At 73.2% G+C, this 22,429-nt stretch carries 20 protein-coding genes and 1 tRNA gene; 9 read left to right on the top strand and 12 right to left on the bottom strand.

The annotated features are described in order from the left end of the window. The first annotated feature begins 46 nt into the window (after window positions 1-46). The 6 genes from ACZ6K0_RS11575 to ACZ6K0_RS11550 all read left to right on the top strand — a co-directional run bounded on the left by ACZ6K0_RS11575 (window position 47) and on the right by ACZ6K0_RS11550 (window position 7,334). Complete coding sequence (locus ACZ6K0_RS11575; protein WP_469231723.1) at window positions 47-1,252, top strand: aminotransferase class V-fold PLP-dependent enzyme; 1,206 nt, start codon at window positions 47-49, stop codon at window positions 1,250-1,252. Beyond that, a complete protein-coding gene (locus ACZ6K0_RS11570) occupies window positions 1,237-2,571 on the top strand; it encodes an ABC transporter substrate-binding protein (protein ID WP_376398578.1) in 1,335 nt (444 codons plus the stop codon). The genes ACZ6K0_RS11575 and ACZ6K0_RS11570 overlap by 16 nt, the downstream gene beginning before the upstream one ends. Before the next feature lie 2 nt (window positions 2,572-2,573). Next, window positions 2,574-3,578, top strand: a complete 1,005-nt coding sequence (locus tag ACZ6K0_RS11565; protein ID WP_469231721.1) for a carbohydrate ABC transporter permease — start codon at window positions 2,574-2,576, stop codon at window positions 3,576-3,578. Next, window positions 3,575-4,390: a carbohydrate ABC transporter permease gene (locus ACZ6K0_RS11560; protein ID WP_376398572.1), complete on the top strand. Its 816-nt coding sequence runs from the start codon at window positions 3,575-3,577 to the stop codon at window positions 4,388-4,390. Before ACZ6K0_RS11565 ends, ACZ6K0_RS11560 begins: the two co-directional genes overlap by 4 nt. Window positions 4,391-4,395: 5 nt before the next feature. Beyond that, window positions 4,396-6,234: a glycoside hydrolase family 36 protein gene (locus tag ACZ6K0_RS11555; RefSeq protein WP_469231719.1), complete on the top strand. Its 1,839-nt coding sequence runs from the start codon at window positions 4,396-4,398 to the stop codon at window positions 6,232-6,234. A 71-nt stretch (window positions 6,235-6,305) separates the two neighbouring features. Further along, window positions 6,306-7,334: a LacI family DNA-binding transcriptional regulator gene (locus ACZ6K0_RS11550; RefSeq protein WP_376398566.1), complete on the top strand. Its 1,029-nt coding sequence runs from the start codon at window positions 6,306-6,308 to the stop codon at window positions 7,332-7,334. A gap of 57 nt (window positions 7,335-7,391) precedes the next feature. Here ACZ6K0_RS11550 and ACZ6K0_RS11545 read toward each other — a convergent pair whose 3' ends face one another. Further along, window positions 7,392-7,730, bottom strand: a complete 339-nt coding sequence (locus tag ACZ6K0_RS11545) for a thioredoxin family protein (RefSeq protein WP_469231717.1) — start codon at window positions 7,728-7,730, stop codon at window positions 7,392-7,394. A 38-nt stretch (window positions 7,731-7,768) separates the two neighbouring features. Then, window positions 7,769-8,602, bottom strand: coding sequence for an amidohydrolase family protein (locus ACZ6K0_RS11540; RefSeq protein WP_469231716.1), 834 nt, complete (start codon window positions 8,600-8,602; stop codon window positions 7,769-7,771). Window positions 8,603-8,726: 124 nt separating this feature from the next. Between ACZ6K0_RS11540 and ACZ6K0_RS11535 the strand changes: the two genes are divergently transcribed. Beyond that, on the top strand, window positions 8,727-11,336 hold the full coding sequence (locus ACZ6K0_RS11535; RefSeq protein WP_469231714.1) for an MFS transporter: 2,610 nt from the start codon (window positions 8,727-8,729) through the stop codon (window positions 11,334-11,336). A gap of 51 nt (window positions 11,337-11,387) precedes the next feature. Here ACZ6K0_RS11535 and ACZ6K0_RS11530 read toward each other — a convergent pair whose 3' ends face one another. Continuing rightward, a complete protein-coding gene (locus ACZ6K0_RS11530; RefSeq protein ID WP_469231712.1) occupies window positions 11,388-12,059 on the bottom strand; it encodes a DUF2278 family protein in 672 nt (223 codons plus the stop codon). A 177-nt stretch (window positions 12,060-12,236) separates the two neighbouring features. Between ACZ6K0_RS11530 and ACZ6K0_RS11525 the strand changes: the two genes are divergently transcribed. Then, window positions 12,237-12,324: transfer RNA gene (locus tag ACZ6K0_RS11525), tRNA-Leu, on the top strand. 59 nt (window positions 12,325-12,383) lie between these two features. Here ACZ6K0_RS11525 and ACZ6K0_RS11520 read toward each other — a convergent pair. The 9 genes from ACZ6K0_RS11520 to ACZ6K0_RS11480 form a co-directional block, all read right to left on the bottom strand. Continuing rightward, a complete protein-coding gene (locus ACZ6K0_RS11520; protein WP_469231711.1) occupies window positions 12,384-13,628 on the bottom strand; it encodes a cytochrome P450 family protein in 1,245 nt (414 codons plus the stop codon). Beyond that, window positions 13,625-14,854, bottom strand: a complete 1,230-nt coding sequence (locus tag ACZ6K0_RS11515; RefSeq protein WP_469231709.1) for a cytochrome P450 — start codon at window positions 14,852-14,854, stop codon at window positions 13,625-13,627. The genes ACZ6K0_RS11520 and ACZ6K0_RS11515 overlap by 4 nt, the downstream gene beginning before the upstream one ends. After that, the gene (locus ACZ6K0_RS11510) at window positions 14,851-15,486 is read right to left on the bottom strand and encodes a GTP-binding protein (protein WP_376398545.1); all 636 of its coding nucleotides are present in this window, start codon (window positions 15,484-15,486) and stop codon (window positions 14,851-14,853) included. The genes ACZ6K0_RS11515 and ACZ6K0_RS11510 overlap by 4 nt, the downstream gene beginning before the upstream one ends. After that, window positions 15,467-15,820, bottom strand: a complete 354-nt coding sequence (locus ACZ6K0_RS11505) for a DUF742 domain-containing protein (protein WP_376398542.1) — start codon at window positions 15,818-15,820, stop codon at window positions 15,467-15,469. The genes ACZ6K0_RS11510 and ACZ6K0_RS11505 overlap by 20 nt, the downstream gene beginning before the upstream one ends. Continuing rightward, window positions 15,817-16,218: a roadblock/LC7 domain-containing protein gene (locus tag ACZ6K0_RS11500; RefSeq protein ID WP_376398539.1), complete on the bottom strand. Its 402-nt coding sequence runs from the start codon at window positions 16,216-16,218 to the stop codon at window positions 15,817-15,819. Before ACZ6K0_RS11500 ends, ACZ6K0_RS11505 begins: the two co-directional genes overlap by 4 nt. After that, window positions 16,215-17,819 carry a sensor histidine kinase gene (locus ACZ6K0_RS11495; RefSeq protein WP_469231708.1) on the bottom strand — a complete coding sequence of 535 codons (1,605 nt, stop codon included), beginning with the start codon at window positions 17,817-17,819 and terminating at the stop codon, window positions 16,215-16,217. The genes ACZ6K0_RS11500 and ACZ6K0_RS11495 overlap by 4 nt, the downstream gene beginning before the upstream one ends. A gap of 118 nt (window positions 17,820-17,937) precedes the next feature. Beyond that, window positions 17,938-18,201: a hypothetical protein gene (locus ACZ6K0_RS11490; protein ID WP_469575774.1), complete on the bottom strand. Its 264-nt coding sequence runs from the start codon at window positions 18,199-18,201 to the stop codon at window positions 17,938-17,940. Window positions 18,202-18,210: 9 nt separating this feature from the next. Beyond that, window positions 18,211-18,840, bottom strand: coding sequence for an alkaline phosphatase family protein (locus tag ACZ6K0_RS11485; protein ID WP_469575771.1), 630 nt, complete (start codon window positions 18,838-18,840; stop codon window positions 18,211-18,213). 110 nt (window positions 18,841-18,950) lie between these two features. Further along, window positions 18,951-21,077 carry an alpha-galactosidase gene (locus tag ACZ6K0_RS11480; RefSeq protein WP_469231705.1) on the bottom strand — a complete coding sequence of 709 codons (2,127 nt, stop codon included), beginning with the start codon at window positions 21,075-21,077 and terminating at the stop codon, window positions 18,951-18,953. 131 nt (window positions 21,078-21,208) lie between these two features. Here ACZ6K0_RS11480 and ACZ6K0_RS11475 point away from each other — a divergent pair, with 131 nt between their 5' ends. Next, entirely contained in the window at window positions 21,209-22,375 is a 1,167-nt protein-coding gene (locus ACZ6K0_RS11475; protein ID WP_376398526.1) for an ROK family protein, read from the top strand. The last annotated feature ends 54 nt before the right edge of the window (window positions 22,376-22,429 follow it).

The raw sequence follows: 22,429 nt of genomic DNA, 5'->3' as shown, positions 1-22,429 counted from the left end.
AGCCGCCACCCGCGCGGCTCCCGGTCCGACCCCCGTCCGTGGTCCGATGGCGGGCTACCTCGATCACGCCAGGGTCGGCCCGCTCTCCCGCCGGGCCGCCGCCGCGCTCTCCGCCGCGAACGACCTGGCCGGCCGCGCGGACCCCGCCGACCTCGACCGGCTGTTCGCCCTCAGCGACGCCGCCCGGGCCTCGGCGGCCCGGCTCCTCGGCGCCGAAGCCCACGAGATCGCCCTCGCCCCCTCCACCAGCAACGGCCTCTTCACCGTGGCCGCGGCGCTCCGGGGGCCCGGCACCGTGCTGGTGCCCCGGGGCGAGTTCCCCGCCAACGTCTACCCCTGGCTCCGCTTCGCCGGCCGAGGCGGCCCGGACGTCCGTCTCCTCGACCCGGACGGGCAGCGCCACATCACCCCCGACCTGCTGCGACGGCACCTCACGCCCGACGTCACCGCCCTCACCGTCAGCGCCGTCGACTCGCTCACCGGCCACGTGGCTCCGCTCGCCGCCCTCAAGGAGATCCTCGGGCCGGACCGGCTCCTCGTCGTCGACGCCATCCAGGGGCTCGGCGCGGTCCCGCTCGAAGCGGACGCCGCCGACGCCCTTGTCAGCGGTGGCCAGAAGTGGCTGCGGGCAGGCTGGGGAGCCGCCCTGCTGCTGATCCGCGACCGGTGCGCCGAGCGCCTGGTTCCCGGGCTCGGCGGCTGGGCCGGAGTCGCGGAACCCTTCGCGGAGCAGCACCCCGCTGCTCCACTGCCGGGGGCCGCCGCCCACCTCGCCACCAACCCGGACTTCCCGGCCGCCGCAGCCCTCGGCGCGGCCGTCGACGAGCTGCTCGCCGAGGGCGGCCCGGCCGCCACGGGCGCCCGGATCCGGGCCACCCTCGCCGAGCTGCTCGACCGGGCCCGGCGGGCCGGCGCCGAGGTCCTCCTGGACGGGCTCGGCCCCGAGGAGCGCGCCGGCATCGGCACGTTCCGCCTCCCCGGTCACGACCCCGTGACCGTCCACCGCACTCTCGAAGCGGCCGGTGTGATCACCACCCGCCGCGACGAGTGGATCCGCCTCTCCCCGCACGTCTCCACGCCGGCCGCCGTCGCGGACGTGCTCGCGGAGGCACTGCACACCCTCACCACCCACCGCACGACCCTCACTCCCCACGGCACGACCCTCACCCCTCACGACAAGACCCTCACCGAAGACCTCACCGACACCCTCGCCGACACCCTCACCCAGGAGCCGTCATGTCCCACCAGCTGAGCCGCCGCCAGATGCTTCACCTCGCCAGCGCCACCGCCGCCGGGTTCGGCCTCGCCGCCTGCGGCAGCGGCGGATCGGGCGGCGACACCGCCGGCGCCGACGGCGACAGCGGGAAGATCACCGTCTGGAGCTGGACCTCCGCGGCGGAGGCCCTGCGCGGGGTCGTGCCCTCCTTCGAGCGGGACAACCCGGGCATCACGGTGGAGATCCAGGACGTCGGCGAACCGGCCATCTGGGACAAGATCACCGTCGGCCTCGCCTCCGGCGGCAAGGGCCTCGCCGACGTCCTCCACATCGGCGTCGACTACCTGCCCGGCTACCTGGACAAGTTCCCGGAGGGCATCGCCGACCTGTCCCGGCTCGGCGCCGACAAGCACAAGGACGCCTTCGTCGAGGGCCTGTGGCCGACCGTCATAGGCAAGGACAGAGCCGTCCACGCCCTCCCGTGGGAGGTCAACCCCCTCGGGATGTTCTACCGCCACGACTTCTTCGAGAAGGCCGACGTCGACCCCGCGTCGATCACCAGCTGGGACGACCTGATCGCCGCCGGACCGAAGATCCGCGCCGCCACCGGCGCCCAGCTGATCGGGCTCGACAAGCCCGGCACCACCCAGGACATGGACTTCTTCCAGAACCTGATGCAGCTCCAGGGCGCCTTCTACTTCGACAGCGACGGCAAGGTCACCCTCGCCTCCCCGGAGGCGGTCAAGGCCCTCACCGTCATCAAGCGGCTCAACGACGGCGGTCTGCTCGCCGACACCGCGGGCCAGGGCACCTGGAAGCGGCTCATCAACCAGGGGAAGCTCGCCACCGCCCCCGAGGCCGCCTGGGCCGTCGGGTACATGGCCGAGAAGTTCCCCTCGCAGAGCGGCAAGTGGCGCGTCATGCAGCCGCCGGCCGCCGTCCCCGGGGGAGGGCGCAGCGTCATCGTCAACTCCACCTACCTGGCGGTCTCCAACACCAGCAAGCGCCGCAAGGCCGCCTGGCGCTTCGTCGAGTACGCGCTGACCAAGCCGGCCGAGATCAACCGCATGTACTCCTCCGGCAGCGTCTTCCCCGCCCTCAAGGCGGCCTACGCGGACCCGATGTTCAACGCGCCGCACCCCTTCTACGGTGGCCAGCGCGTCCTGAAGTCCCTCGTCGACTCGCTCGCCGCCGGCTCCGAGGCGACCAACTTCACGAGCGACTACAGCCGCGCCCTCAAGCTCGCCAGCGACGCCCAGAGCCAGGTGCTGCTCAAGGGCGCCGACCCGGCCGGCGCCCTCAAGGCGGCCGCCGCGCAGCTCGCCCAGCAGACCGGTCGGCAGCAGGCAGCCTGACCATGTCCCTCGCACCTCCCGAACCCACTCGCGCCGCCACCGCCACAGCCGCCTCCTCCTCCGCCACCACCGGTGGCGGGGGAGGTGGCACCCCGCCCGGTCGCCGCGCCACCCCGCGCCCCGGGCGGGCCCGCACCGGCCGGCGCCGGCTGCTGACGCGCGAATCCGTCCCGTACCTGCTGATCATGCCCGCGGTACTCGGCTTCGCGATCTTCAAGGCGTACCCCATCGTCGCCTCGTTCTGGATCAGCCTCACCACCGGCAACGGCGACGCCCGGCAGTTCACCGGGCTCTCCAACTACCGGCGTCTCCTGGACGATCCGCTGTTCTGGACCGCGCTGAAGAACACCGCGCTGATCCTGGTCGTCCAGGTGCCGCTGATGCTCGGCCTCGCGCTGCTCGTCGCCCTCGGCCTGAACTCCACCATGGTCCGGCTGCGCCCGCTCTGGCGGCTCGGCGTCTTCGTGCCGTCGCTGACGGGCCTGGTCGCCGCCGGCGTGATGTTCTCCGTGATCCTCAACCGCGACGCCGGACTGCTGAACTGGGTCCTCTCGTTCTTCGGGATCGACCCGGTGAACTGGCTCGGCAGCCCCGCCTGGGCCCGCGTCGGCGTCGTCCTCGTCATCACCTGGCACTACACCGGCTACAACGCGGTGATGTACCTCGCAGGCCTCCAGGGCATCCCCAAGGAGCTGTACGAGGCCGCGATGGTCGACGGCGCGGGACCGGTCCGCCGCTTCTTCTCCATCACCCTGCCGCAGCTGCGGCCGATCCTCCTCCTCACGGTGGTGCTCTCCACCATCGGCACCCTCCAGCTCTTCGACGAGCCGTACGTCCTCACCGGCGGCGGCCCCGACAACGCCACCCTCACGGTCACCATGTACCTCTACAACAACGGCTTCAAGTACTTCGACTTCGGCTACGCCTCGGCCCTCGCCTACGCGCTCGCGCTGCTCGTGTCCGTGCTCGGGATCCTTCAGGTCCGCCTGATGGGAGAGCGTCGATGAAGCTCCGCGGCACCCTGCTCACCGTGCTCCTCGCGGGCGCCTTCGGGCTCTGCGTCGGTCCCTTCTACTGGCTCGCCATGGCCGCCACCCAGGACGACAGGGACGTCTTCTCCTGGCCGCCGAAGCTGCTGCCCGGCGGCCACCTCATGGAGAACCTCCAGGGCCTCCAGGACTCCATCGGCCTGACCCGCGTCCTCGTCAACACCCTCCTGGTCGCGGGCATCCAGACCGTCGGCGCGGTCGTCGTCTCGGTCCTCGCCGGCTACGCCTTCGCCAAGTTCGACTTCCGCGGGCGCAATCTGTTCTTCGTCCTGCTGCTCAGCACCCTCGTCATCCCCGACACGGTGATGCTGATCCCGATCTTCCAGATGATGATGGACCTGGGCCTGATCGACTCGTACCAGTCCGTCATCCTGCCCGGCCTGGTCACCCCGTTCGGCATCTTCCTGATGCGGCAGGCCCTGCGGTCGATGCCCGACGAACTCCTCGACGCCGCCCGCGTCGACGGCGCCGGCGAACTCCGCGTCCTGTGGCGGATCGTCATCCCGGTCAACCGGCCGATCATCGCGGCGCTCGCGCTGTTCGTCTTCCTCGGCGGCTGGAACCAGTTCGTCTGGCCCCTGATCGCGCTGCGCAGCCCCGAGATGTACACGCTGCCCGTGGCCACCGCGACTCTCATGGGGCAGTCGACCACCAACTACGCGCAGGTCCTGCTCGCCGGCGCCATCGCCGCCATCCCCGTGATGGCCCTCTTCCTCGTCCTGCAACGCCAGTTCATCTCCGGCCTGCTGGCCGGGGCCACCAAGGAGTGACCACCGTGACCACCCCACCGGACGCCACCCCGCAGCAGCCCGTCCCGGCCTGGCGGCCGAACACACCGGCCGGGGACACCCCCGGCACCGTCGTCGACCGGCAGCTCGCCACCGGCCTGCTCCACTCCACCGGCGACCCGCTCACCGTCCACCTCACCGGGCTCGGCAGCGACCGCTGGGAGACCGCCGTCACCCGCGTCGAGGACGGCGTCGTCCTGATCGAGGTCACGGCGGCGGACGCGGTGACCCTCCACGCCGAATGGCGCGTCCCCTGCGTCGGGGCCACCGCCTACTGGACCCCCGCCACCAACGCCTCCCGCTGGCTGCCGCCCTCCTGGACCGCGCCGAAGACCGCCTCCCTCGCCCTGGGCGCCCCCGTCGCGAGCCTCGTCGGCACCCACGACCGCGCCCTGTGCACCGCCGCCGCCGGAGAGACCTCCGCGCCCGTCCGCGTCGGCGCCGGCGTGGTAGAGGAGAGCGGGGAGTTCGCGTTCACCGTCGAGCAGGAGCTCACCCCCGACGGGCCGCCGATGCGGCTGCGGATCGACCTCAGCGGCCAGCACTTCGCCGCCACCCTGCGGGCCGTCGGCGACTGGTGGGGCGAGGGGCGGCAGCACCCCGGGGTCGCCCCCGCCGCGCGGATGCCCGCGTACTCCACCTGGTACAGCCTCCACCAGAACGTCGACGCCGCCGCCGTGGAACGCCAGGCCGCCCTCTCCGCCGAACTCGGCATCGACAGCATCATCGTCGACGACGGCTGGCAGACCGCCGACCGCACCCGCGGCTACGGCCACTGCGGCGACTGGGACCCCAACGAGGCCGCCTTCCCCGACCTCGCCGCCCACGTCGCCGAGGTCCACCGGCTCGGCCTCGCCTACCTCCTCTGGTACGCGGTGCCGTTCATCGGCCGGCACAACGACGCCTGGGACCGTTTCAAGGGCATGATCCTGCGCGAGATGCCGAACCTGGACGCGGCCGTGCTCGACCCCCGCCACCCCGAGGTCCGCGCCCACCTGATCGACAAGATCTCCCGCGCCGTCGAGGAATGGGACATGGACGGGGTGAAGCTCGACTTCATCGACCTCTTCGCCGCCGCCGACCCGCCGCCCGCACCCGCCGGCGCGGACCACGCCACCCTCCACGAAGGAGTACGCCGGCTCCTCGCCGACCTCGACACCCGCCTGCGCCGCACCCGGCCGGACGTGATCGTCGAGCACCGTCAGCCGTACGTCGGCGCCGGCCTCTGGCCGTACGCCACCATGGTCCGCGCCACCGACTGCCCGCTCAGCCCCGCCGAGAACCGCCAGCGCGTCATCGACTGCCGGCTCATCGCGGGACCGCTCGCCGTCCATGCCGACATGATCATGTGGCACCCCGCCGAGACTCCCGAGTCCGTCGCCGTCCACCTGATCAACGCCCTGTTCTCGGTGCCGCAGATCTCCGTCGACCTTGCCGCGCAGACCCCCGACCAGCTCGCCACCCTGCGCTTCTGGCTCGGCGTCTTCCGCCGCCACGCCGGCGTCCTCCAGCTCGGCTCCCTGGAACCCTCCCGCCCGGAACTCGGCTACCCCCAGGTCCGCGCCGGCGATGAGGACACGACGGTGGTGGCCCGGTACGCACCGCTGCCCGTCGCCCTCCCGGACGGCCCGGGGACCCTGCTCGTCGCCAACGCGGACGCCGACCCCGTGGTGCTCCTGACGGCCGGCCGGCCGGAACGGGCCCTCGCCCGCGTACAGGACTGCCGTGGTGAGATCCTGTCCGAGACCGTGCTCGACCTCGTCGCCGGCGTGAACCCGGTGACCGTGCCGACCGGCGGCCTGCTCACCCTGACCCGCGCGCACTGATCACCGGGGGCTGGGGGCGGCGGACCGCCGATCGCCGCCCGCAGCCCCCGACCACCGCCCCCAGAGGAACGATGACCGCTCGACAGGTGACCATCGAGGACGTCGCCCGCACGGCGGGCGTCTCCCGCCAGACCGTCTCGAACGCCCTCAACGCCCCCCACCGGCTGCGCGCCACCACCCTCGCCCGGGTCACCGCCGCCATCGAAGAGCTCGGCTACCAGCCCGACCAGTCCGCCCGCAGCCTGCGCACCGGCACCCGCAAGGTCATCGGCTATCCCGCACCCGCCGACAACCCCGCCGACCCCAACCCCCTGATGGGCGGCTTCCTCCAGGCCCTGGTGAGCGCCGCCGACGCGGTCGGCCACCGCATCCTGCTGTTCCGCTGCGACCCCCAGCAGGGCGCCGGAGCGGTCGCCAAGTCCTTCAACGGGCTGATCGCGGCCCGCCAGGTCGACGGGTTCGTCCTCTCCGACGTCATCCACGACGACCCCCGCGTCGACGTGCTCGCCGAGGCCGGCTTCCCGTTCGCCGCCTTCGGCCGTACGGCCCCGGGGCGTCCGCAGAACTGGGTGGACATCGACTCCGCCGGCGCCACCGCCGCCCTGGTCGGCCACCTCCTCGAACAGGGCCACCGCAGGATCTGTTACGTCAACTCCGCGGCCTCCCTGCCCTGGCTCGCCGACCGCAGGGCCGGCCTGCTCCAGGCCGCGGCCGCCGCCCCGGACGGCGCCTTCGAGGTCGGCGTTCCCGACGACGACCCGGCCGCGCTCTCCCACGCGGTGCGGCGCCTGCTCGTCGGACCCGACCGCCCGACCGCCCTGGTCTGCGCGAACGACTGGCTCGCCCTCACCGCCTACCAGGCCGTCCGGGCCGCCGGCCTCACGGTCGGCGCCGACGTCGCCGTCACCGGCTTCAACGACATGCCGCTCTGTACGGTGCTCCAGCCCGCCCTCACCAGCGTCCGCCTACCGCTGTCCCGCATCGCCCACGCCCTCGTCGACCGCCTGATCACCGCCGTCGAGGACCCCGCCGCCGCCCCGACGAGCGGACTGCTGCTCCCGGCGGACCCGGTCGTCCGCGACAGCACTCCGCGCCGATAGGCGGCACCCCCACGGCCGAGGCGGCCCAGGACCCGTCTCGGCGCTCCGGGGCCCGTCTCAGAGGTGGCCGTCCAGGAGCTCCCGGAGCTCGCTGCTGCTCATGGGTCCCGTGGCGTGCGCCACCGGCTCCCCGTCCTTCAGGACGACGCAGGACGGGGCGCCGGTGACCCCGTACCGCTCGGTCGCGGCCGGACAGCGGGTGATGTCGGTACGGACGGCCGTCACGCGGCCCGTGTACTCGTCGGCGATGGCGCCCACGACGAGGTCCATCGCCCGGCAGGGCTCGATCGCCTTGGGCCATGTCCCGGTGAAGTAGGCGAGGACCGGGACTCCGCTCATCCGGAGGATGAAATCGAACTCCGCGTCCTCACGGGGCTGGTGAACCCGCTTCGCCATGCACGCTCCTGACCTGGTGTTCCGTCGTTCCCTCCCCATCATCCCCCGCGCGGCAGGGACCTGGGACCCGGGACGGCGGGCACGCGGTAGAACGCGGCGGCGTTGTCCCACAGCACGGCGTCGACGTGCTCCTCGCCGACGGTCCGGGCGACGAGCGCGAGGTCGTCGTCCGTGAACGGGCGGCGGGCCCGGGTCGAGGGCAGGTCCGTGCCCACCATGAGGGCGGTGGGGTCGGCCTTCAGGACGGCCGCCATGGTCTCGGCGGGGTCGAGGTCGACGCGCCCGAACCCCGTCGCCTTGACCTTCACGCCCCGTTCGACCAGGGCCAGCAGGTGGGGGAGGCCGTCGTGGTGCAGGCCGAGGTGGTCGATGCTCACGGCGGGCAGAGCGGCCAGGGTCGCGGCCAGGTCCGGCAGGTCGCGGGCGTCGATGTACAGCTCGGTGTGCCAGCCGGCGACGTCGTGGACGCGGCGGGCGAGGCGGTCCAGGTCGTCGAGGCCGGCCGATCCGCCGCGGCGGACGTTGAAGCGGACCGCGCGCACGCCCGCGGCGTCGAGATCGGCGATCTCCTCGTCCGTCACCCCGGCCGGGACCTGCGTGACGCCGACGAAGGCGGGACCGAGCGCGGCGAGGGCGTCGCGGAGATATTCCTGGCCGAAGCCCTGGAAGGAGCCCGAGACGACCGCGCCGCCGCGCACGGACAGCCCGGCGACCCGCTCGCGGTACTGCTCGACGGTGAAGGCGGGCGGCAGATAGCCGTCGTTCGCGATCAGCGGGAAGCGCGGGTCCACGATGTGGAGGTGGGCGTCGAAGACGGGGCGCGGCAGCGGAGCGCCCTCCGCTGCGCCGGCCGGCTCGGGGAGGGATCGCATGCGGGTCTTCCGTCCTTGTCGTCGTGCGGCGGCCGCCGCACGACGGAGGTCGCGCCGCGGGTGACCTCCGGCCGTTCGCGGCGATCTCGTGCCGGGCGTCGGTCGGCTCAACTATGTTACTGACGTGGAACAGTTGATCACCGAAGATCCGACGCGCATAGGTCCCTACCGGCTCATCGCCCGTCTCGGGGCGGGCGGCATGGGCCTGGTGTACCTCGGACGGTCGGAAGCCGGGCGGACGGTCGCCGTGAAGGTGGTGCAGGCCGAGCACGCCCGGCACCCCGAGTTCCGCAGGCGGTTCGCGCGCGAGGTGGAGGCGGCGCGACGGGTCGGAGGGGAGTGGACCGCGGCCGTCCTCGACGCCGACACCGACGCGCCCGTGCCCTGGGTGGCCACCCAGTACATCCCCGGACCCGACCTGGCCACCGTGGTCGCCAGGGACTTCGGGCCGCTGCCCGAGGACGCGGTCCGCACCCTCGCCCACCGCCTCGCGGTCGCCCTCCGGTCCGTGCACGGGGCGGGCCTGATCCACCGGGACCTCAAGCCGTCCAACGTGCTCGTGACGGTCGACGGACCGCGCGTGATCGACTTCGGCATCGCGCGGGCCATGGACAGCCTCACCGGGGACAGCCTGCACACCCGCACCGGCACGCTGATCGGCTCGCCCGGCTTCATGTCGCCCGAGCAGGTGCGCGGCCTCGAACTCACCCCGGCCAGCGACGTGTTCTGCCTGGGTGCCGTCCTCGTGTACGCCGCCACCGGCCGCCTCCTCTTCGGTGCCGCGGAGACCGGACTGAACGCCCACCTCTTCCGCGTCGCGGAGGAGGAGCCGGACCTGACCGGCGTACCCGAGTCGCTCGTCGACCTCGTCCGCGCGTGCCTGCAGAAGGACCCGGCGCGCCGGCCGACCCCCGCCGAGGTGGCCGCCCTCACGGGGCCGGACCGGGCCGACGAGTGGCTGCCCGGCTCCGTGCTCGCGCAACTCGGACGGCACGCGGCCCTGTTGCTCGACTTCGCCCCCGAACCGCGGGACGCGCCCGTGGATCCGCGGATCCCGGCCCAGTCCGGGACCGCCGCGCCACCGGCGCCGCCCCGGCCGCCCGCCTACACGCCGACGACCCCGGTGGACGCCCACCACCAGGCTCCCCCCGGGTTCGGGCCGCCCCAGGCCCTCGTACCGGGGGCCTGGGCGCCCCCCGCCCTCCCTCTCGACCCGCCGGGACCGTCCCCGAGGCGGTGGTGGGGACTCGCGGCGGCGGTGTCGGCGCAGCTCCTGGTGGTGATCGGCGGGGCGACCGCGAGCGCGGCGGCCCCGTCCGTCCAGAGCGACCTGGGCCTCTCCTCGGACGGCCTGAGAACGATCCTCCTCGCCTACGCGCTGGCCTTCGGCGGTCTGCTGCTCCTCGGCGGGCACCTCACCGATCTCCTCGGCCGCAAAAGGGCGTTGCTGATCGGCCTGGCCGGATATGCCGTGGCCACCGCGTCCGGCGGCTTGGCGAGCTCGGCCGGGATGCTCACCGGTGCCCATGCCGTCCAGGGCGTGTTCGCCGCGCTGCTCTCGTCCGCCGCCCTCGCCCTCGTGGCCGGCGGGTTCACCGATCCGAAGGAGCGCGGCAGGGCCTTCGGGCTCTACGCCGTGACCGTCGTCGGCGGTCTCGCGATCGGTGCGTTCACGAGCGGCCGGCTCGTCGAAGGTCTGGGCTGGCGCGCGTGCCTGTACGCCGCCTCCGCGCTGGCCGGGGTGGTGGCGCTCGTCGCGAGCCGTCTGACGCACGACCGCTCGACCCGTCCTCCCGTCCGTTTCGACGCGCCGGGCGTGCTGCTCGGCAGCGGCGCGGTCGCCGTCCTCGTCTACGGCCTGGACAGGGTCGCCGGAACCCCGGGCTCCGGCGCGGGCGGCTGGTCCGACCCCCTTGCCGTGGCCCTCCTCGTGGGCGGCGCCGTGCTGTTCGGCGCCTTCGTGTGGTCACAGACGCGGATGGGCTCCCCGCTCGTCCCGGCGTCCGTCGTCACGGACCGGCAGGGCGTCGGCTCGCTCCTCGCGCTCGTCCTCGCGGGCACGAGCACGCTGGTCCTGTTCCTGATCCTCCAGGGGTATCTGCTGGACGGTCTCGGTTACGCCCCGGGCGAGTTCGGCATGGCCCTGCTGCCTCTGGCGGGCGCTGTCCTGCTCGGCTCCACCCAGATCTCCGCCCGCCTCCAGTACCGCCTGGCGCCCCGGTACCTGATCGTCCCCGGCCTGCTGCTCGCGGCGGCCGGCCTCGCGCTCCTGACGGGCCTCGACGGCGACGGCTCGTACACCGGCGACGTACTGCCGGGCCTCCTCCTCGTCGGTCTCGGCCTCGGTCTGGCCTCCGGGCCGCTCCTCGCGACCGCGACGGGCGGGACGCCCCGCGAACACGCGGGCGGGGCGGCGGCGATGGTCCTCACCGCCCACCACCTCGGTGGCTGGATCGCCTCGCCGCTGCTGGGAGCCGTGCTCGCCTGGGCGATCACGGCCCGGCTGAGCGACGTGCCCGGGCTTCCCGAACCCCTGGCAGAGGCGGCGAAGGACGGGGTCCTGCTCCGTCGGCACGGTCTGCCGGAATCGCTGGCCGAGGTCGTCGAGCAGGCGGACGCGGCGGTGCTCGGCGGATACTCCGTCGCCCTGTGGTGCGCGGCCGGCCTCCTGCTGCTCGCGAGCCTCCTCGCGGGACTGCTGATCACGGCGAGGACGCCCGAGCGGGTCCGCTAGGGACTGTCCGGCGAACCCGCCCCAGGACCTGCCGGGGCGGGGCGGTGGGGGTCACCCGACGGGATGGCCCCCGCCGTCCGTGCGCCCTGCCTGGCTGGAGAACTTGTTCAGGAAGACGTCGTACCGGCCGTCGTCGCGCCGGGCGACCGTCGCCCCGTCCTGCCAGATCCCGTTCTCCGCCCACCACTGGGAGCCCACCGGATCGCCCTGGTTCTGGTGGATGTTGTGCATCCCGAGGTCGCCTTCGAGGTCGTCGGTGAACGGCTCGCCGAAGACGAGGACCCGCTGCCCCGGCACCAGTACCGCCTCCAGCGCGGCGGCGGCGTCGACGTTCGACCCGGCATGCCACGGCCGCGAGCCGAGCAGGTCCAGGAGCTCCCCCAGCCAGGACGGCGGCCGGCGCTCGAAGAGGACACCGGTGCGGTCCACCAGCTCCGGATGGCGCAGGTAGTCCAGGGCGCCGGACTCCGGCGTGGGCGCGAGGTCGTGATAGCCGGGCGCGAACGCCACGGCGGGTCCGAGCGCGGCGGCGTCCACGGTGAAGGTCTTCCACTGCACGCCCACGTTGGACTTGTGGCTGTCGACGTCGACGGCGCAGTGGTAGCGCCCGTCGGGGGCGTCCACCTCCAGGTTCATGTGGAACCAGCGGCCCTGGTTGTCGGGCTGGTCGCGGTAGTGCCGGTAGAGGGTTCCCGCGAGCATGCCGTAGTGAGCGAAAGGCATACCGCCAGTGAAGCACTCTCCGTCACTTCACGCAGCGCGGTCGTGACGTGGAGTAATCGCATGGGTGTGTGGCCGTACGGCGCTGACCTCGGGAAACGTGGGTGAAGAGCACGCCGGAGGCCTGGTAGATTGATCTCTGTCGCCGCGGGGGTCACTCCGCGTCACGACACACACCTGGTCCAAGTGGCGGAATGGCAGACGCGCTAGCTTGAGGTGCTAGTGCCCTTTATCGGGCGTGGGGGTTCAAGTCCCCCCTTGGACACCAGATCACCCCTCCTGTCGGGCCGGCCGCGGCCCGCCCGACAGGAGGAAGCCCGGGCCGGGTCAGGCCAGGAACACCGGCAGGTCGAACAGATCGTTCTGCGTCACGACCGGCTTGTTCCGCAGCTCTTCGCGCGGCACGGCGAGCCGCAGCTCCGGGAACCGCGCGTACAGCGCGGGCAGCGCCACCGACGCTTCGAGCCGGGACAGCGCCGCCCCCGGGCACACGTGCGGACCGTGGCCGAAGGCGATGTGCCGGTTGGGCGTACGGGTCACGTCGAACGCGCCGGCCGTCGTCCCGTGCTGGGCCTCGTCCCGGCCGATCGCGCCGAACGACACGATCAGCGCGTCACCCTTGGGCAGGACCCGGTCGCCGACCTCGATGTCCTCGCTCGCGAACCGGATCAGTACGTGCGACGTGGGCGTCGACCAGCGCAGGGTCTCCTCGATCACGTTCTCCCACGGCACCTCGCCCTTCAGTACCAGGGCGCGCTGCTCGGGGTGGGTCTCCAGGGCGACGACCGCGTTCACGATCAGGCTGATCGTCGTCTCGTGACCGGCGGCCACCATCAGCTGGAGGGTGTTGGTGATCTCCTCCGTGCTGAGCCGGTCGCCGCCCTCCGCGGCCTCGATCAGCGCGCTGGTGAGGTCGTCGCCGGGCTGCTCGGTCCGCGCCGCCACGATCCCCGAGAAGAGCGCACCGAGGTCCGCCATCATCTGCGGCACCTCCTCCGGCGGCGTCTGCGTCGAGAAGAACTTGTCGAACAGGGCCTTCATCTTGGGGTGGTCGGCCTTGTCGACCCCCATCAGCTCGCTGACCACGTTCATCGGCAGCGGATACGCGAACTCCGCCTTCAGGTCCACGACCTCGCCCGCCGGCCGCTCCGCGAGCCGGTCGAGGCTCTCCGTCGTGAGGGCCTCGATGCCCGCACGCAGCCGCTCCACCCGGCGCGCCGTCAGCGCCTGCGCGACCAGCGTGCGCAGCCGGCGGTGCTCCTCGCCGTCCACCGTCAGCATGGACTTGCCGGGGTTGGCCAGGCCGATCAGGGGCCAGTCCATGGGTATCTCGCCGCGCTGCCAGGCGCCCCAGACGCCGATGTCCTTGACCAGCCGGGGATCGGTGAGGAGCTTCCGCGCCTCGGCGTGGTGGGTGACGGACCAGCAGGGCACGCCGCCGGGCAGGACGACACGGGCCAGCGGGCCCGCCTCGCGCAGCCGGGCGCTCTCGGCGTCGAGATCGGCGACGAAGGGGTCGAGGACGATCACGTCGGCGCCGGACGCGGCGGTGTGGTCGTACGGGCAGCTCATGCGAAGGCTCCAAGGGCGGGGGTCGGGGTGTACGTCACGGGGAGCGCGGTGAGGCCTCGCAGCCACGGGGACGGGCGGCGGGTGAGGCCGTCCTCCGCCACCGCGAGGTCCACGTCGGGCAGGCGGTCGAGGAGCACCTCGATGCCGGTCCTGGCGATGGTCTCGGCGACTTCCTGTGCGGGGAAGGGGCAGCGGTGTTCGCCGTGCCCGAAGGAGAGATGGGCGTTGTTGCCGCCGGTGAGGGCGCCGGAGTCGGCCCGTACGTGCGGGTCGGAGTTGGCGGCGGCCAGACCCAGCAGGACCAGGTCGCCGCGGCCGATCCGGCGTCCGCCGAGGTGGGTGTCGCGGGAGGCCCACCGGCCGGCGACGTTCTGGGTGGGGGTGTCCTCCCAGAGGACCTCGTTCATCGCCTCGCCGACGCTGTGGCGGCCGCCGGAGAGGGAGGCCGCGAACCGGTCGTCGGTGAGCATGAGGCGCAGCGAGTTCCCGATCCAGTCGGCGGTGGGCTGGTGGCCGGCGGCCAGCATCACCATGAGGTCCTGGGCGACCTCCTCGGCGGTGAATCCGGCGGTGTTGGCGATCATGCGCGAGGCGACGTCGTCGCCGGGCGTCGCCGCCTTGGCCGTGAGCAGCGCGACCATGGACTCGGCCAGGTGGCGCTGGCCCTCCAGGGCCCCCGCCTGACCGTTGATCATGTCGTTCAGGGCGGTCACCAGGGCCGGGCCCTGTTCGTCGGCGAAGCCGTAGATGCTCGCGAGGACGCGGACCGGCAGCAGCATCGCGTACTCGGCGATGATGTCGCAGGCGCCCTTGCCGCAGAGCCCGTCGATGAGTTCGTCGGCGAAGCGCTCGGCCCGCTCCTTCAGGGCGAAGGGGTCGACGGCCTCCAGGGCGTCGGAGATGACGCCGGCCCGTTCGCGGTGCCGCTCGCCGACGGTGTAGAGGATGGACGGCTGCTTGCGGCCGATCATGGGCAGGAGCGGCCAGTCCGCCGGGATGGCGTCCCACTGGTTCCACAGCTCGGAGTCGCGCGAGAAGAGGACCGGGTCGCTGGTGACCTGGTGGAGCTCGCGATAGCCGAGGACCAGCCAGGCGGGCACGTCGCCGTCGAGCACGACCGGGGCGACGGCGCCGTGCTCGCGCCGGATCTGCCGGTACAGCTCGACGGGGTCGGTCTGGAACGCGGGTCCGCTCAGCGGGACGGGCGGGTGCGCGGGGTGGGTCACGGGGTGGGCTCCGGGATCGGCTGCGGGATCGGCTGCGGGGCCGAGGGGACGAGGGTCTTCAGGTGCTCGACGAGCGAGATGAGGACCTGCTTGCCGGACTCGCGCGACCGGGCGTCGCAGAAGACCAGCGGGACCTCGTCGGCGAGGTCGAGGGCCTCGCGGATCTGGGCGGGGGAGTGGGCGGGTCCGCCGAAGTCGTTGCAGGCGACGACGAACGGGGTGCCGTGGTGTTCGAGCCGGTCGACGGCGTACCAGGAGTCGGAGAGCCGCCGGGTGTCGACGAGCACGACCGCACCGAGCGTGCCGGTGAAGAGCCGGTCCCACAGGAACCAGAACCTCTCCTGGCCGGGCGCGCCGAACAGGTACAGGACGTTGCGCGCGTCCAGGGAGATCCGGCCGAAGTCGAACGCCACGGTGGTGGCCTTCTTCGCGGCGACGCCGACGGTGTCGTCGATGTGCGCGCCGGCCTGCGTCATCGTCTCCTCGGTGTTCAGCGGACGGATCTCGCTGACCGAGCGGACGAGGGTGGTCTTGCCGACTCCGAATCCGCCGACGATGACGATCTTCAGTCCGTTGTCGGCGGTGCTGTGCAGGGTCTGGCGGTGCGGCGTTTCAGAGGCTACGGAGTCCAACGAGCACCTGCTCCAGGATGTCGTGATCGGGAAGGCGGTACGTGGGCCGGGGGTGTCGTGCGCTGATCCGGCCGGTGTCGTGCAGGTCGGCCAGGAGGATCCGCGTGATCGACACGGGCAGGCCGAGTCCGGCCGCCACCTCGACCACCGCCATGGGGAACCGGCACATGCGCAGGATCGCGGCGTGCTCGGACTGCATGCCGGGGACCGGGTCGCTCTCGGAGACGACCAGCGTCACCACGTCGAAGGCGTCCGATCCGGCGCGGGTACGACCGCCGGTGACGGTGTAGAGCCGGTCGGGCGAGTCGTCCCGGCCCGGCCTGACCCGGCTCATCCCCGGGGCCTGGCGACGAGGTGCTCGCCCAGCTGCTCGACCAGTTCCGTCATGTTGTGGCCGACGAGTCCGGCGTCGGCGTCCTCGTCGGCGACGAGGGCGAGGTGGGCGCCGTCGCCCGCCTCCACGATGAAGAGGATGCCGCCGTAGAACTCGGCCATCGCGGACCGGACCCCGCCCGTGCCGTCGCCGAACTCGACGGAGGCACCGTGCGACAGGCTCTGGATGCCCGCGGAGATCGCGGCGAGCTGGTCGGCCTGGTCGACGGAGAGCCCGGAGGTGCGGCAGAGCTTGAGTCCGTCGCGGGACAGCACCAGGGCGTGGCGGGTGCCCGGGGTGCGTTCCAGCAGGCCCTCAAGGAGCCAGCTGAGCTTCTCGTCGGTGGTGGTGCCGGTCATCGCGGATTGCCTTCCGAATACGGGGAGTTCGTGGACGCCGGCGTGTGCGGTACGGCCGCCGGGTCCTGCTGGTCGGACGGTACGGGTGTGTCGGCGGGGTCGCCGTCGCCGTCGGCCGCCCGGCCTCCCGCGCCGCGGACGGCCCGGTGGAAGCTGCCGAAGCGCGGCGGGGTCCCGGCGGCGGGGCCGGTGCGCGGAGCCTCCGGGCGGGGCTCGCCGGGCGTCTCCCCGTCCTTGAGCTGGGCGGCCATGGTCTCGCCGCGACGGCGGCGCGGCAGGACGATTCCGTCCGGCGCGTCCGTGCCGGGCCGGGCCGCGGTGTCGTGGACGGTCTCCGGCTCCGGCGCCGCTTCGCGCGCGGGTACGGGAGGGGTGGCGGCGGCGGGCGTCCGCTCGGGGGCCGGGGCGGTCACGGCGCGGCCCACCACGGGCGGCGTCGGCTCGACCGGCGTGCCGGTCCGCTCCTCGGGCGCGCGGCTGATCAGCTCCTGAGGCACCATCAGCAGGACGCCGGTGCCCCCGCGCGCCGAGGGGCGGAAGGAGACCGTCAGGCCGTGCTTGCGCGCCAGCCGGCCGACGACGTGCAGGCCGAGGCGGGTGCCGGAGAGACCGGCCAGGTCCTGGGCCGCGGCGCCGACGGCGGCTTCCGCGCGCCTCAGCTGCACGTCGCTCATCGCCAGACCGGCGTCCTCGACGGTGATGACGAGGCCGGCGGGCACTTCCTCCACGTACACGTGGACTTCCGCGTTGGGCGGGGAGAAGTTCGCCGCGTTGTCGAGGAGTTCGGCGAGGGCGTGCATGATGCCCTCGGCGGCGTGACCGGTCACGGCCGCCTCGCTGCCGGAGTGCAGGCGCACCCGCTGGTAGCCGCCGATCCGGCCCATGGCGCCGCGCAGGATCGACTCCATGACGATCGGGCGCGTCCATCGGCGGCCCGAACGGGCTCCGGTCAGCACGGCGATGGAGTCGGCGAGCCTGCCCGCCTGGGCGGTGCGGTGGTCGAGGTGGAGGAGGTCGGTGAGGACGTCCTCGTCGGCGTGCCGGTGCTCCATGTCCCGCAGGTCGGCCATCATGCTCGTGGCCAGCGCCTGCATCCGTCCGGCCGCGTTGGCGGCGGCGGCCATCGCCGCCGACCGGGCGGACTCGGCGCGGCGCAGCCGGCCCTCAAGACGTTCGACGTCGGCCGCCCGCGCCGCGACGAGCTCCGCCGTTTCGGCGGCGTGCGACCGTACGAGCTCCTCGGTACGGGCTGTGTTCCGGGCCGCCGAGGCGGCGGCCTCCGCCTCGTACCGCTCGGTGAGCGCCTCCGCCTCGCGCTCGGCGGTGGCCTTGAACCGGCCGCTGTAGGCGTCCCGGGAGGCGAGTTCGGCGGTGAGCACCTCCGCCCGGCGGCCGAGCGTCCGCGCGGTGCGCGCGTACCAGGTGGTGGCGAAGGCCGCGGCGGACAGCAGCAGGACTCCGCACGCGGCGAACCAGCCGAGCGCGGGGCGGACCCCGGCCGGCGCCGCGGTCGTCGCCGCCACGGCGAGCGCACCACCCGCGGCGAGGGTCAGCAGCGAGGCGATCAGGGCAGGGCGGAACGGGGTGGGCGACGCCGACATCAACCGGACTCTCGAGAGCAGGCATACGGGGGAAGGAGGTTGAACGACGGAACTATAGAACCGATCTTGATCGATCCGGAACTCTCCTGATCGGATTGGTCTTCACGAGGGGGCGGAGTCATCCATGAATACGCCCACTAACGACGGACTTGGTGCGGTCTGCCTCCCGGCAGGTGAAGGCGGTGCCGTCCAGCGTCCAGTGGAGGTCGGGCGTGATGCCGAGGGCCGTGAAGACATGCGCGGCGACGTCGGCGTGGTGGAGGGACGCCGGCACCGCGCCGGCGGCCAGTCCCGGACCGCGGGCGGCGATCCAGGCCGTGCGCTCCAGCGGACTGCGGCCCCCGTGGCCCCCCTCGTCACGGTGGCCGTGGTCCGTCACCACGATGACCGTCTACTGCTCCGCCGCGTGACCGGGCCGGCGGGCCACGGCGGCGAGGAGCCGTCCGAGGCGCCGGTCCGCGGCCTCGATCGCCTGGCGGTACTCCTTGTCGCAGCCGAGGAAGTGGGCGGTCTCGTCGACGGCTCCGAGGTAGACGAATCCGGCGTGGAGCTCCTCGTCCAGGGCGAGGAGGTGCTCCGCGTCGGCGGTCACCCTGTCGTCCACCTCCTCCCAGGCCTCGGGGGTGTCCTCGCGGGGCGCGACGTAGCCGAGCCGGGTGGGGGCGACGAAGAGCGGGCCGCCCTGCTGGGCGAGGAAGAGCGGTGCCCAGCCGCCGACGGCGAAGGTGCGCCGGCCGCAGTCGGCGGCGAGGCGGGTCGTGAAGTCGGGGAAGACGTCGAGCCGGTTGCCGTCGAGGCGGTTGCCCCACACGCCGTGCTTGGCGACGCCGACGCCGGTGACGATGGTGGTCCAGCACGGGCCGGACATCGTGGGTGTCGCGGCGTCCACCTCGACGGGTGCCAGGAAGCCCGCACGGGCGATGCCGTCGAGGTGGGGGGTGTCGAGTTCGGGGAGCAGATCGAGGCGTACGCCGTCGATGCCGACGACCAGGACGCGGGGGTTGTCCGTGGCAGTGTTCATGGGTGGGTCCTGAGTGTCGTGGGTGGGTGGGGGGCGATGGGGTGGCTCACGGGGTGACGCGGTGAGCGGCGGGGTGGCTCACGGGGTGACGCGGTGAGCGGCGGGGTGGCTCACGGGGTGACGCGGCGGAGCCGGATCAGGCTGCTGGCGTAGTCCCCGGCCGGAAGCCGCGGGTCGATGCCCCGGCCCACCAGGACGGCCCCGCTGTGCACGCGGTCCAGTTCCGGGTCGAGGTAGTACGCCCCGGGGTCGAGGGCCGGCAGCCGCACCGGGTCGGCGGGGTGGCCGAAGCGGGTCGTGGGGCGCCAGACGAGGACCGCGTGCTCGCTGTCGTCCCGCGCCGCGTAGTGGACGGCCGTCACCGGTCCGCCCGTGGCGACCCGGTGCTGGTGCCCGCGCTGGACGAGCGGGCGGATCTCCTTGTACTGGGCGACGAGCGCCGCGGTCTCCTCCAGCTCGTCGTCCGACCAGGACGTCAGGTCCCCGCCGAGCCCCAGCGCCCCCGCCATGGCGACGTGGAAGCGGAAGCGCAGCGGAGTCCGCCGTCCGGTCGTGGTGTTGGGGCTGTCGGTGACCCACGCGGCCATCGCCGGGGCCGGGAAGAGCTGACCGAAGCCGTGCTGGATCTCGATCCGGTCGACCGGGTCGGTGTTGTCCGAGGTCCAGGCCTGGTCGGTGCGGGCGAGGATGCCGAGGTCGACGCGCCCGCCGCCGCCCGCGCACGCCTCGATGCGCAGTCCCGGACGGTCGGCGCGGAGCCGGTCCATGATCCGGTGGACGGCCCGCGTGTGGTCGATCCACAGCCGGTCAGGGTCGGGATGGCCGGCCCAACCGGCCTCGGTGAACGCCCGGTTGGCATCCCACTTGAGCCAGTCGACGTCGTACGCGCGGACGAGATGGTCCAGGGTCCGCCGCGCCCACTCCTCCACCTCCGGCCTGGCGAAGTTCAGCACCAGCTGGTTGCGCAGTTCCGTCGCGTCGAGCCGGGGGGAGTGGACGACCCAGTCCGGATGGGACCGGTACAACTCGCTGTCCCGGTTGACCATTTCCGGCTCCACCCACAGCCCGAAGCCCATGCCCAGGCGGTGCACCTCGTCGGCGAGCGGACGCAGCCCGCCGGGGAAGGCCTCCCGGCGGGGGGTCCAGTCGCCGAGCCCGGAGCGGTCGTCGCGGCGCGTGCCGAACCAGCCGTCGTCCAGCACGAAGAGTTCCGCTCCGACACGGGCCGCCAGGCGCGCGAGCCGGAGTTGGCCGGCCTCGTCGACGTCGAATCCGGTGGCCTCCCAGGAGTTGTAGAGCACCGGCCTGTCCCGCTCGGGCTCCGGCAGCACATGGCCGCGGACGTACTGGTGCCAGGCGCGGCTGGCGGCGCCGAAGCCGTGCGGGGAGTAGAGGCCCGCGTACGTCGGTGTGCGAAGGCTCTGACCCGACCGCAGGGTCCAGCTCAGCCCCTCGTGGCCGAAACCCCCGGTCCAGGTGGTGCGCCCGACCGGATCCCGGTGGACCGTGACACGCCAACTCCCGCTCCAGGCAAGCGCGGTGCTCCACACCTCGCCCTGCTCCTCGGTCGCGGTGCCGTCGTCGACGGCCAGCCACGGACTCGCATGGTGGCCGGTGATGCCCCGACGGCTCGTCAGGACGGTCTCGGCGACGGGCAGTCGGTCGCGCTGGAGCTGGAACTCGCTGTTCCAGCCGCCGACGAGATGGCTCAGCCGGTAGTCGGCCAGTGGGGGAGCGGTCCAGGACGCCGAGTCCAGCCGGTCGACGATGACCGGATCCGGCGGACCGTCCGTGGCTCCGGTGTGGGTCAACTCCGTCCAGCGCTCCACGACATCGGTGTCGGTCCGGACGCGGTAGCACAGTTCGGCCCGCAGGGGGCGATGCCGGTCTTCGAGGCGCAGCCGGAGTTCCCCGCCGTCGACGGCGTGACCGGCGAAGCGCCATTGGGTGCCCCGGGTTCCGTCGGCGAAGCGGACCTGAAGGCCGGCAGGCCCGAAGCGCGCCCCGGTCTGCGGGGCGAGCTCGTCGGGGGCGGCGTCCGCCTCGAAGCTGCTGGCGGCGGGGGAGACGGCCTCGGGGAGCGCGGCGAGGGTGAGGGTGTCGAGCGGTGCGCCCCAGTACAGGTGCCGAGGGCTGCCGTCGGCGCCGACGCGCAGCGCGTACAGGCTGTTCGGCGTGCGCAGCAGCGCGAGGCGGAGATCGGGATCGAAGGTGGCGAGCGGGAGCGTGGCGAGCACGAATGGGTCCCCTGACGTGATGGGCACGGAGGCGGCCCGAGCGTAGGTCGGGCCCAACTCGTAAATCAATACTGGAAGAAGTTATTTATTTGCTCTACGTTGCTCCCGTGTTTCCTCCTCACTCACAGCCCTTGGTCACCGCGCCCGCCGAGACGGCGGTGCTCGCCCTGCTGCTCGCCGAGGGACCGCTCAGCAGAGTGGAACTGGCGCGGCGGACGGGGCTCTCCTCGACCGCCGTCACCAAGGCGGCCAGGCCCCTCATCGACGACGGCTACCTGTACGAACTGCCGCCGGAGCGCACCGCACCGGGAGCGGGACGACCGGTGAACCCGCTCGCGGTCGCGGCCGACCGGGAGTACTTCATCGGTCTGAAGATCACCGCCGACCGGCTCTTCGCCGCCGTATGCGATCTGCGGGCCGGCATCCGGGCCACGGCCGCCAGACGGCTCGGCGCGTGCACCCCCGAGGTCGTCGTCCCCCTCGTCGCCGAGATGGTCGACGAACTGCTTGACACCGAGCCCGCGTTCCGGGACCGTACGCGTCACCTCGGCGTCGCCGTCACCGGCGACGTGGACCGCGACAGCGGGGTGCTCCGGCACGCCGGACTCCTCGGCTGGCGGGACGTCCCGCTCGCCGGACTGCTCACCGCTGCCACCGGTCTGTCGGTCACGGTCGAGAACGACGTCAGGGCCCTGACCGTCGCGGAACACTGGTTCGGCGAAGGCATCGGCACCGGAAACTTCGCGCTGGTCACCATCGGCGCGGGCATCGGCTCGGCCCTCGTCGTCAACGGCCGTCTCCTCAGGGGCGCCTACGGCGTCGCGGGGGAGGTCGGGCACCTCTGCGTGGACCCGACCGGTCCGCGCTGCCGGTGCGGGGCACGCGGTTGCGTCGAGGCCATCGCCTCCACCGACGCGATCCTCGCGGCGGTCCGCGACGCCACCGGGGGCGGGCACCTCACGTTCGACGAGGTCGTCCACATGGCCCGCGAAGGCCACCCCGCGGCCGGCGGGGCCTTCCGCCGGGCCGGGCACGCCATCGGGGTCGGCATCGCCGCACTCGTCAACCTCGTCGGCCCCGAGCGGGTCGTCGTCAGCGGCGAAGGCGTCGACACCTACGACCTGCTCGGCCGGCACATCCAGGACGCGTACGCCGCACAGGCCTTCGGCGCGGCATCCCGGTGCCCGCTCTCGCTGCGCCCGCTCCCCTGGGAGGAGTGGGCCCGCGGCGGCGCCGCCGTCGCCATCCAGGCGCTCTTCCCGCAGTACACGGCCACTCCCACGGCCGGCGCCGGCTGAAGTACCCCGCAGCCGACGCGTACGACTCCCCGGCCGTCGCCCTCCTCTGCCGGC

This window comes from Streptomyces sp. NPDC042346 (genome assembly GCF_055581845.1).
Note: the sequence above shows the minus strand (reverse complement) of the source record. Positions and strands in the feature narration are given on the sequence as shown.

Excerpts from the sequence above, each read along its gene's own strand:
- ACZ6K0_RS11575 (WP_469231723.1), top strand. The coding sequence starts at position 47 with ATGGCGGGCTACCTCGATCACGCCAGGGTCGGCCCGCTCTCCCGCCGG.
- ACZ6K0_RS11570 (WP_376398578.1), top strand. The coding sequence starts at position 1,237 with ATGTCCCACCAGCTGAGCCGCCGCCAGATGCTTCACCTCGCCAGCGCC.
- ACZ6K0_RS11565 (WP_469231721.1), top strand. The coding sequence starts at position 2,574 with ATGTCCCTCGCACCTCCCGAACCCACTCGCGCCGCCACCGCCACAGCC.
- ACZ6K0_RS11560 (WP_376398572.1), top strand. The coding sequence starts at position 3,575 with ATGAAGCTCCGCGGCACCCTGCTCACCGTGCTCCTCGCGGGCGCCTTC.
- ACZ6K0_RS11550 (WP_376398566.1), top strand. The coding sequence starts at position 6,306 with ATGACCGCTCGACAGGTGACCATCGAGGACGTCGCCCGCACGGCGGGC.
- ACZ6K0_RS11545 (WP_469231717.1), bottom strand. The coding sequence starts at position 7,730 with ATGGCGAAGCGGGTTCACCAGCCCCGTGAGGACGCGGAGTTCGATTTC.
- ACZ6K0_RS11540 (WP_469231716.1), bottom strand. The coding sequence starts at position 8,602 with ATGCGATCCCTCCCCGAGCCGGCCGGCGCAGCGGAGGGCGCTCCGCTG.
- ACZ6K0_RS11530 (WP_469231712.1), bottom strand. The coding sequence starts at position 12,059 with ATGCCTTTCGCTCACTACGGCATGCTCGCGGGAACCCTCTACCGGCAC.
- ACZ6K0_RS11520 (WP_469231711.1), bottom strand. The coding sequence starts at position 13,628 with ATGAGCTGCCCGTACGACCACACCGCCGCGTCCGGCGCCGACGTGATC.
- ACZ6K0_RS11505 (WP_376398542.1), bottom strand. The coding sequence starts at position 15,820 with ATGAGCCGGGTCAGGCCGGGCCGGGACGACTCGCCCGACCGGCTCTAC.
- ACZ6K0_RS11500 (WP_376398539.1), bottom strand. The coding sequence starts at position 16,218 with ATGACCGGCACCACCACCGACGAGAAGCTCAGCTGGCTCCTTGAGGGC.
- ACZ6K0_RS11495 (WP_469231708.1), bottom strand. The coding sequence starts at position 17,819 with ATGTCGGCGTCGCCCACCCCGTTCCGCCCTGCCCTGATCGCCTCGCTG.
- ACZ6K0_RS11485 (WP_469575771.1), bottom strand. The coding sequence starts at position 18,840 with ATGAACACTGCCACGGACAACCCCCGCGTCCTGGTCGTCGGCATCGAC.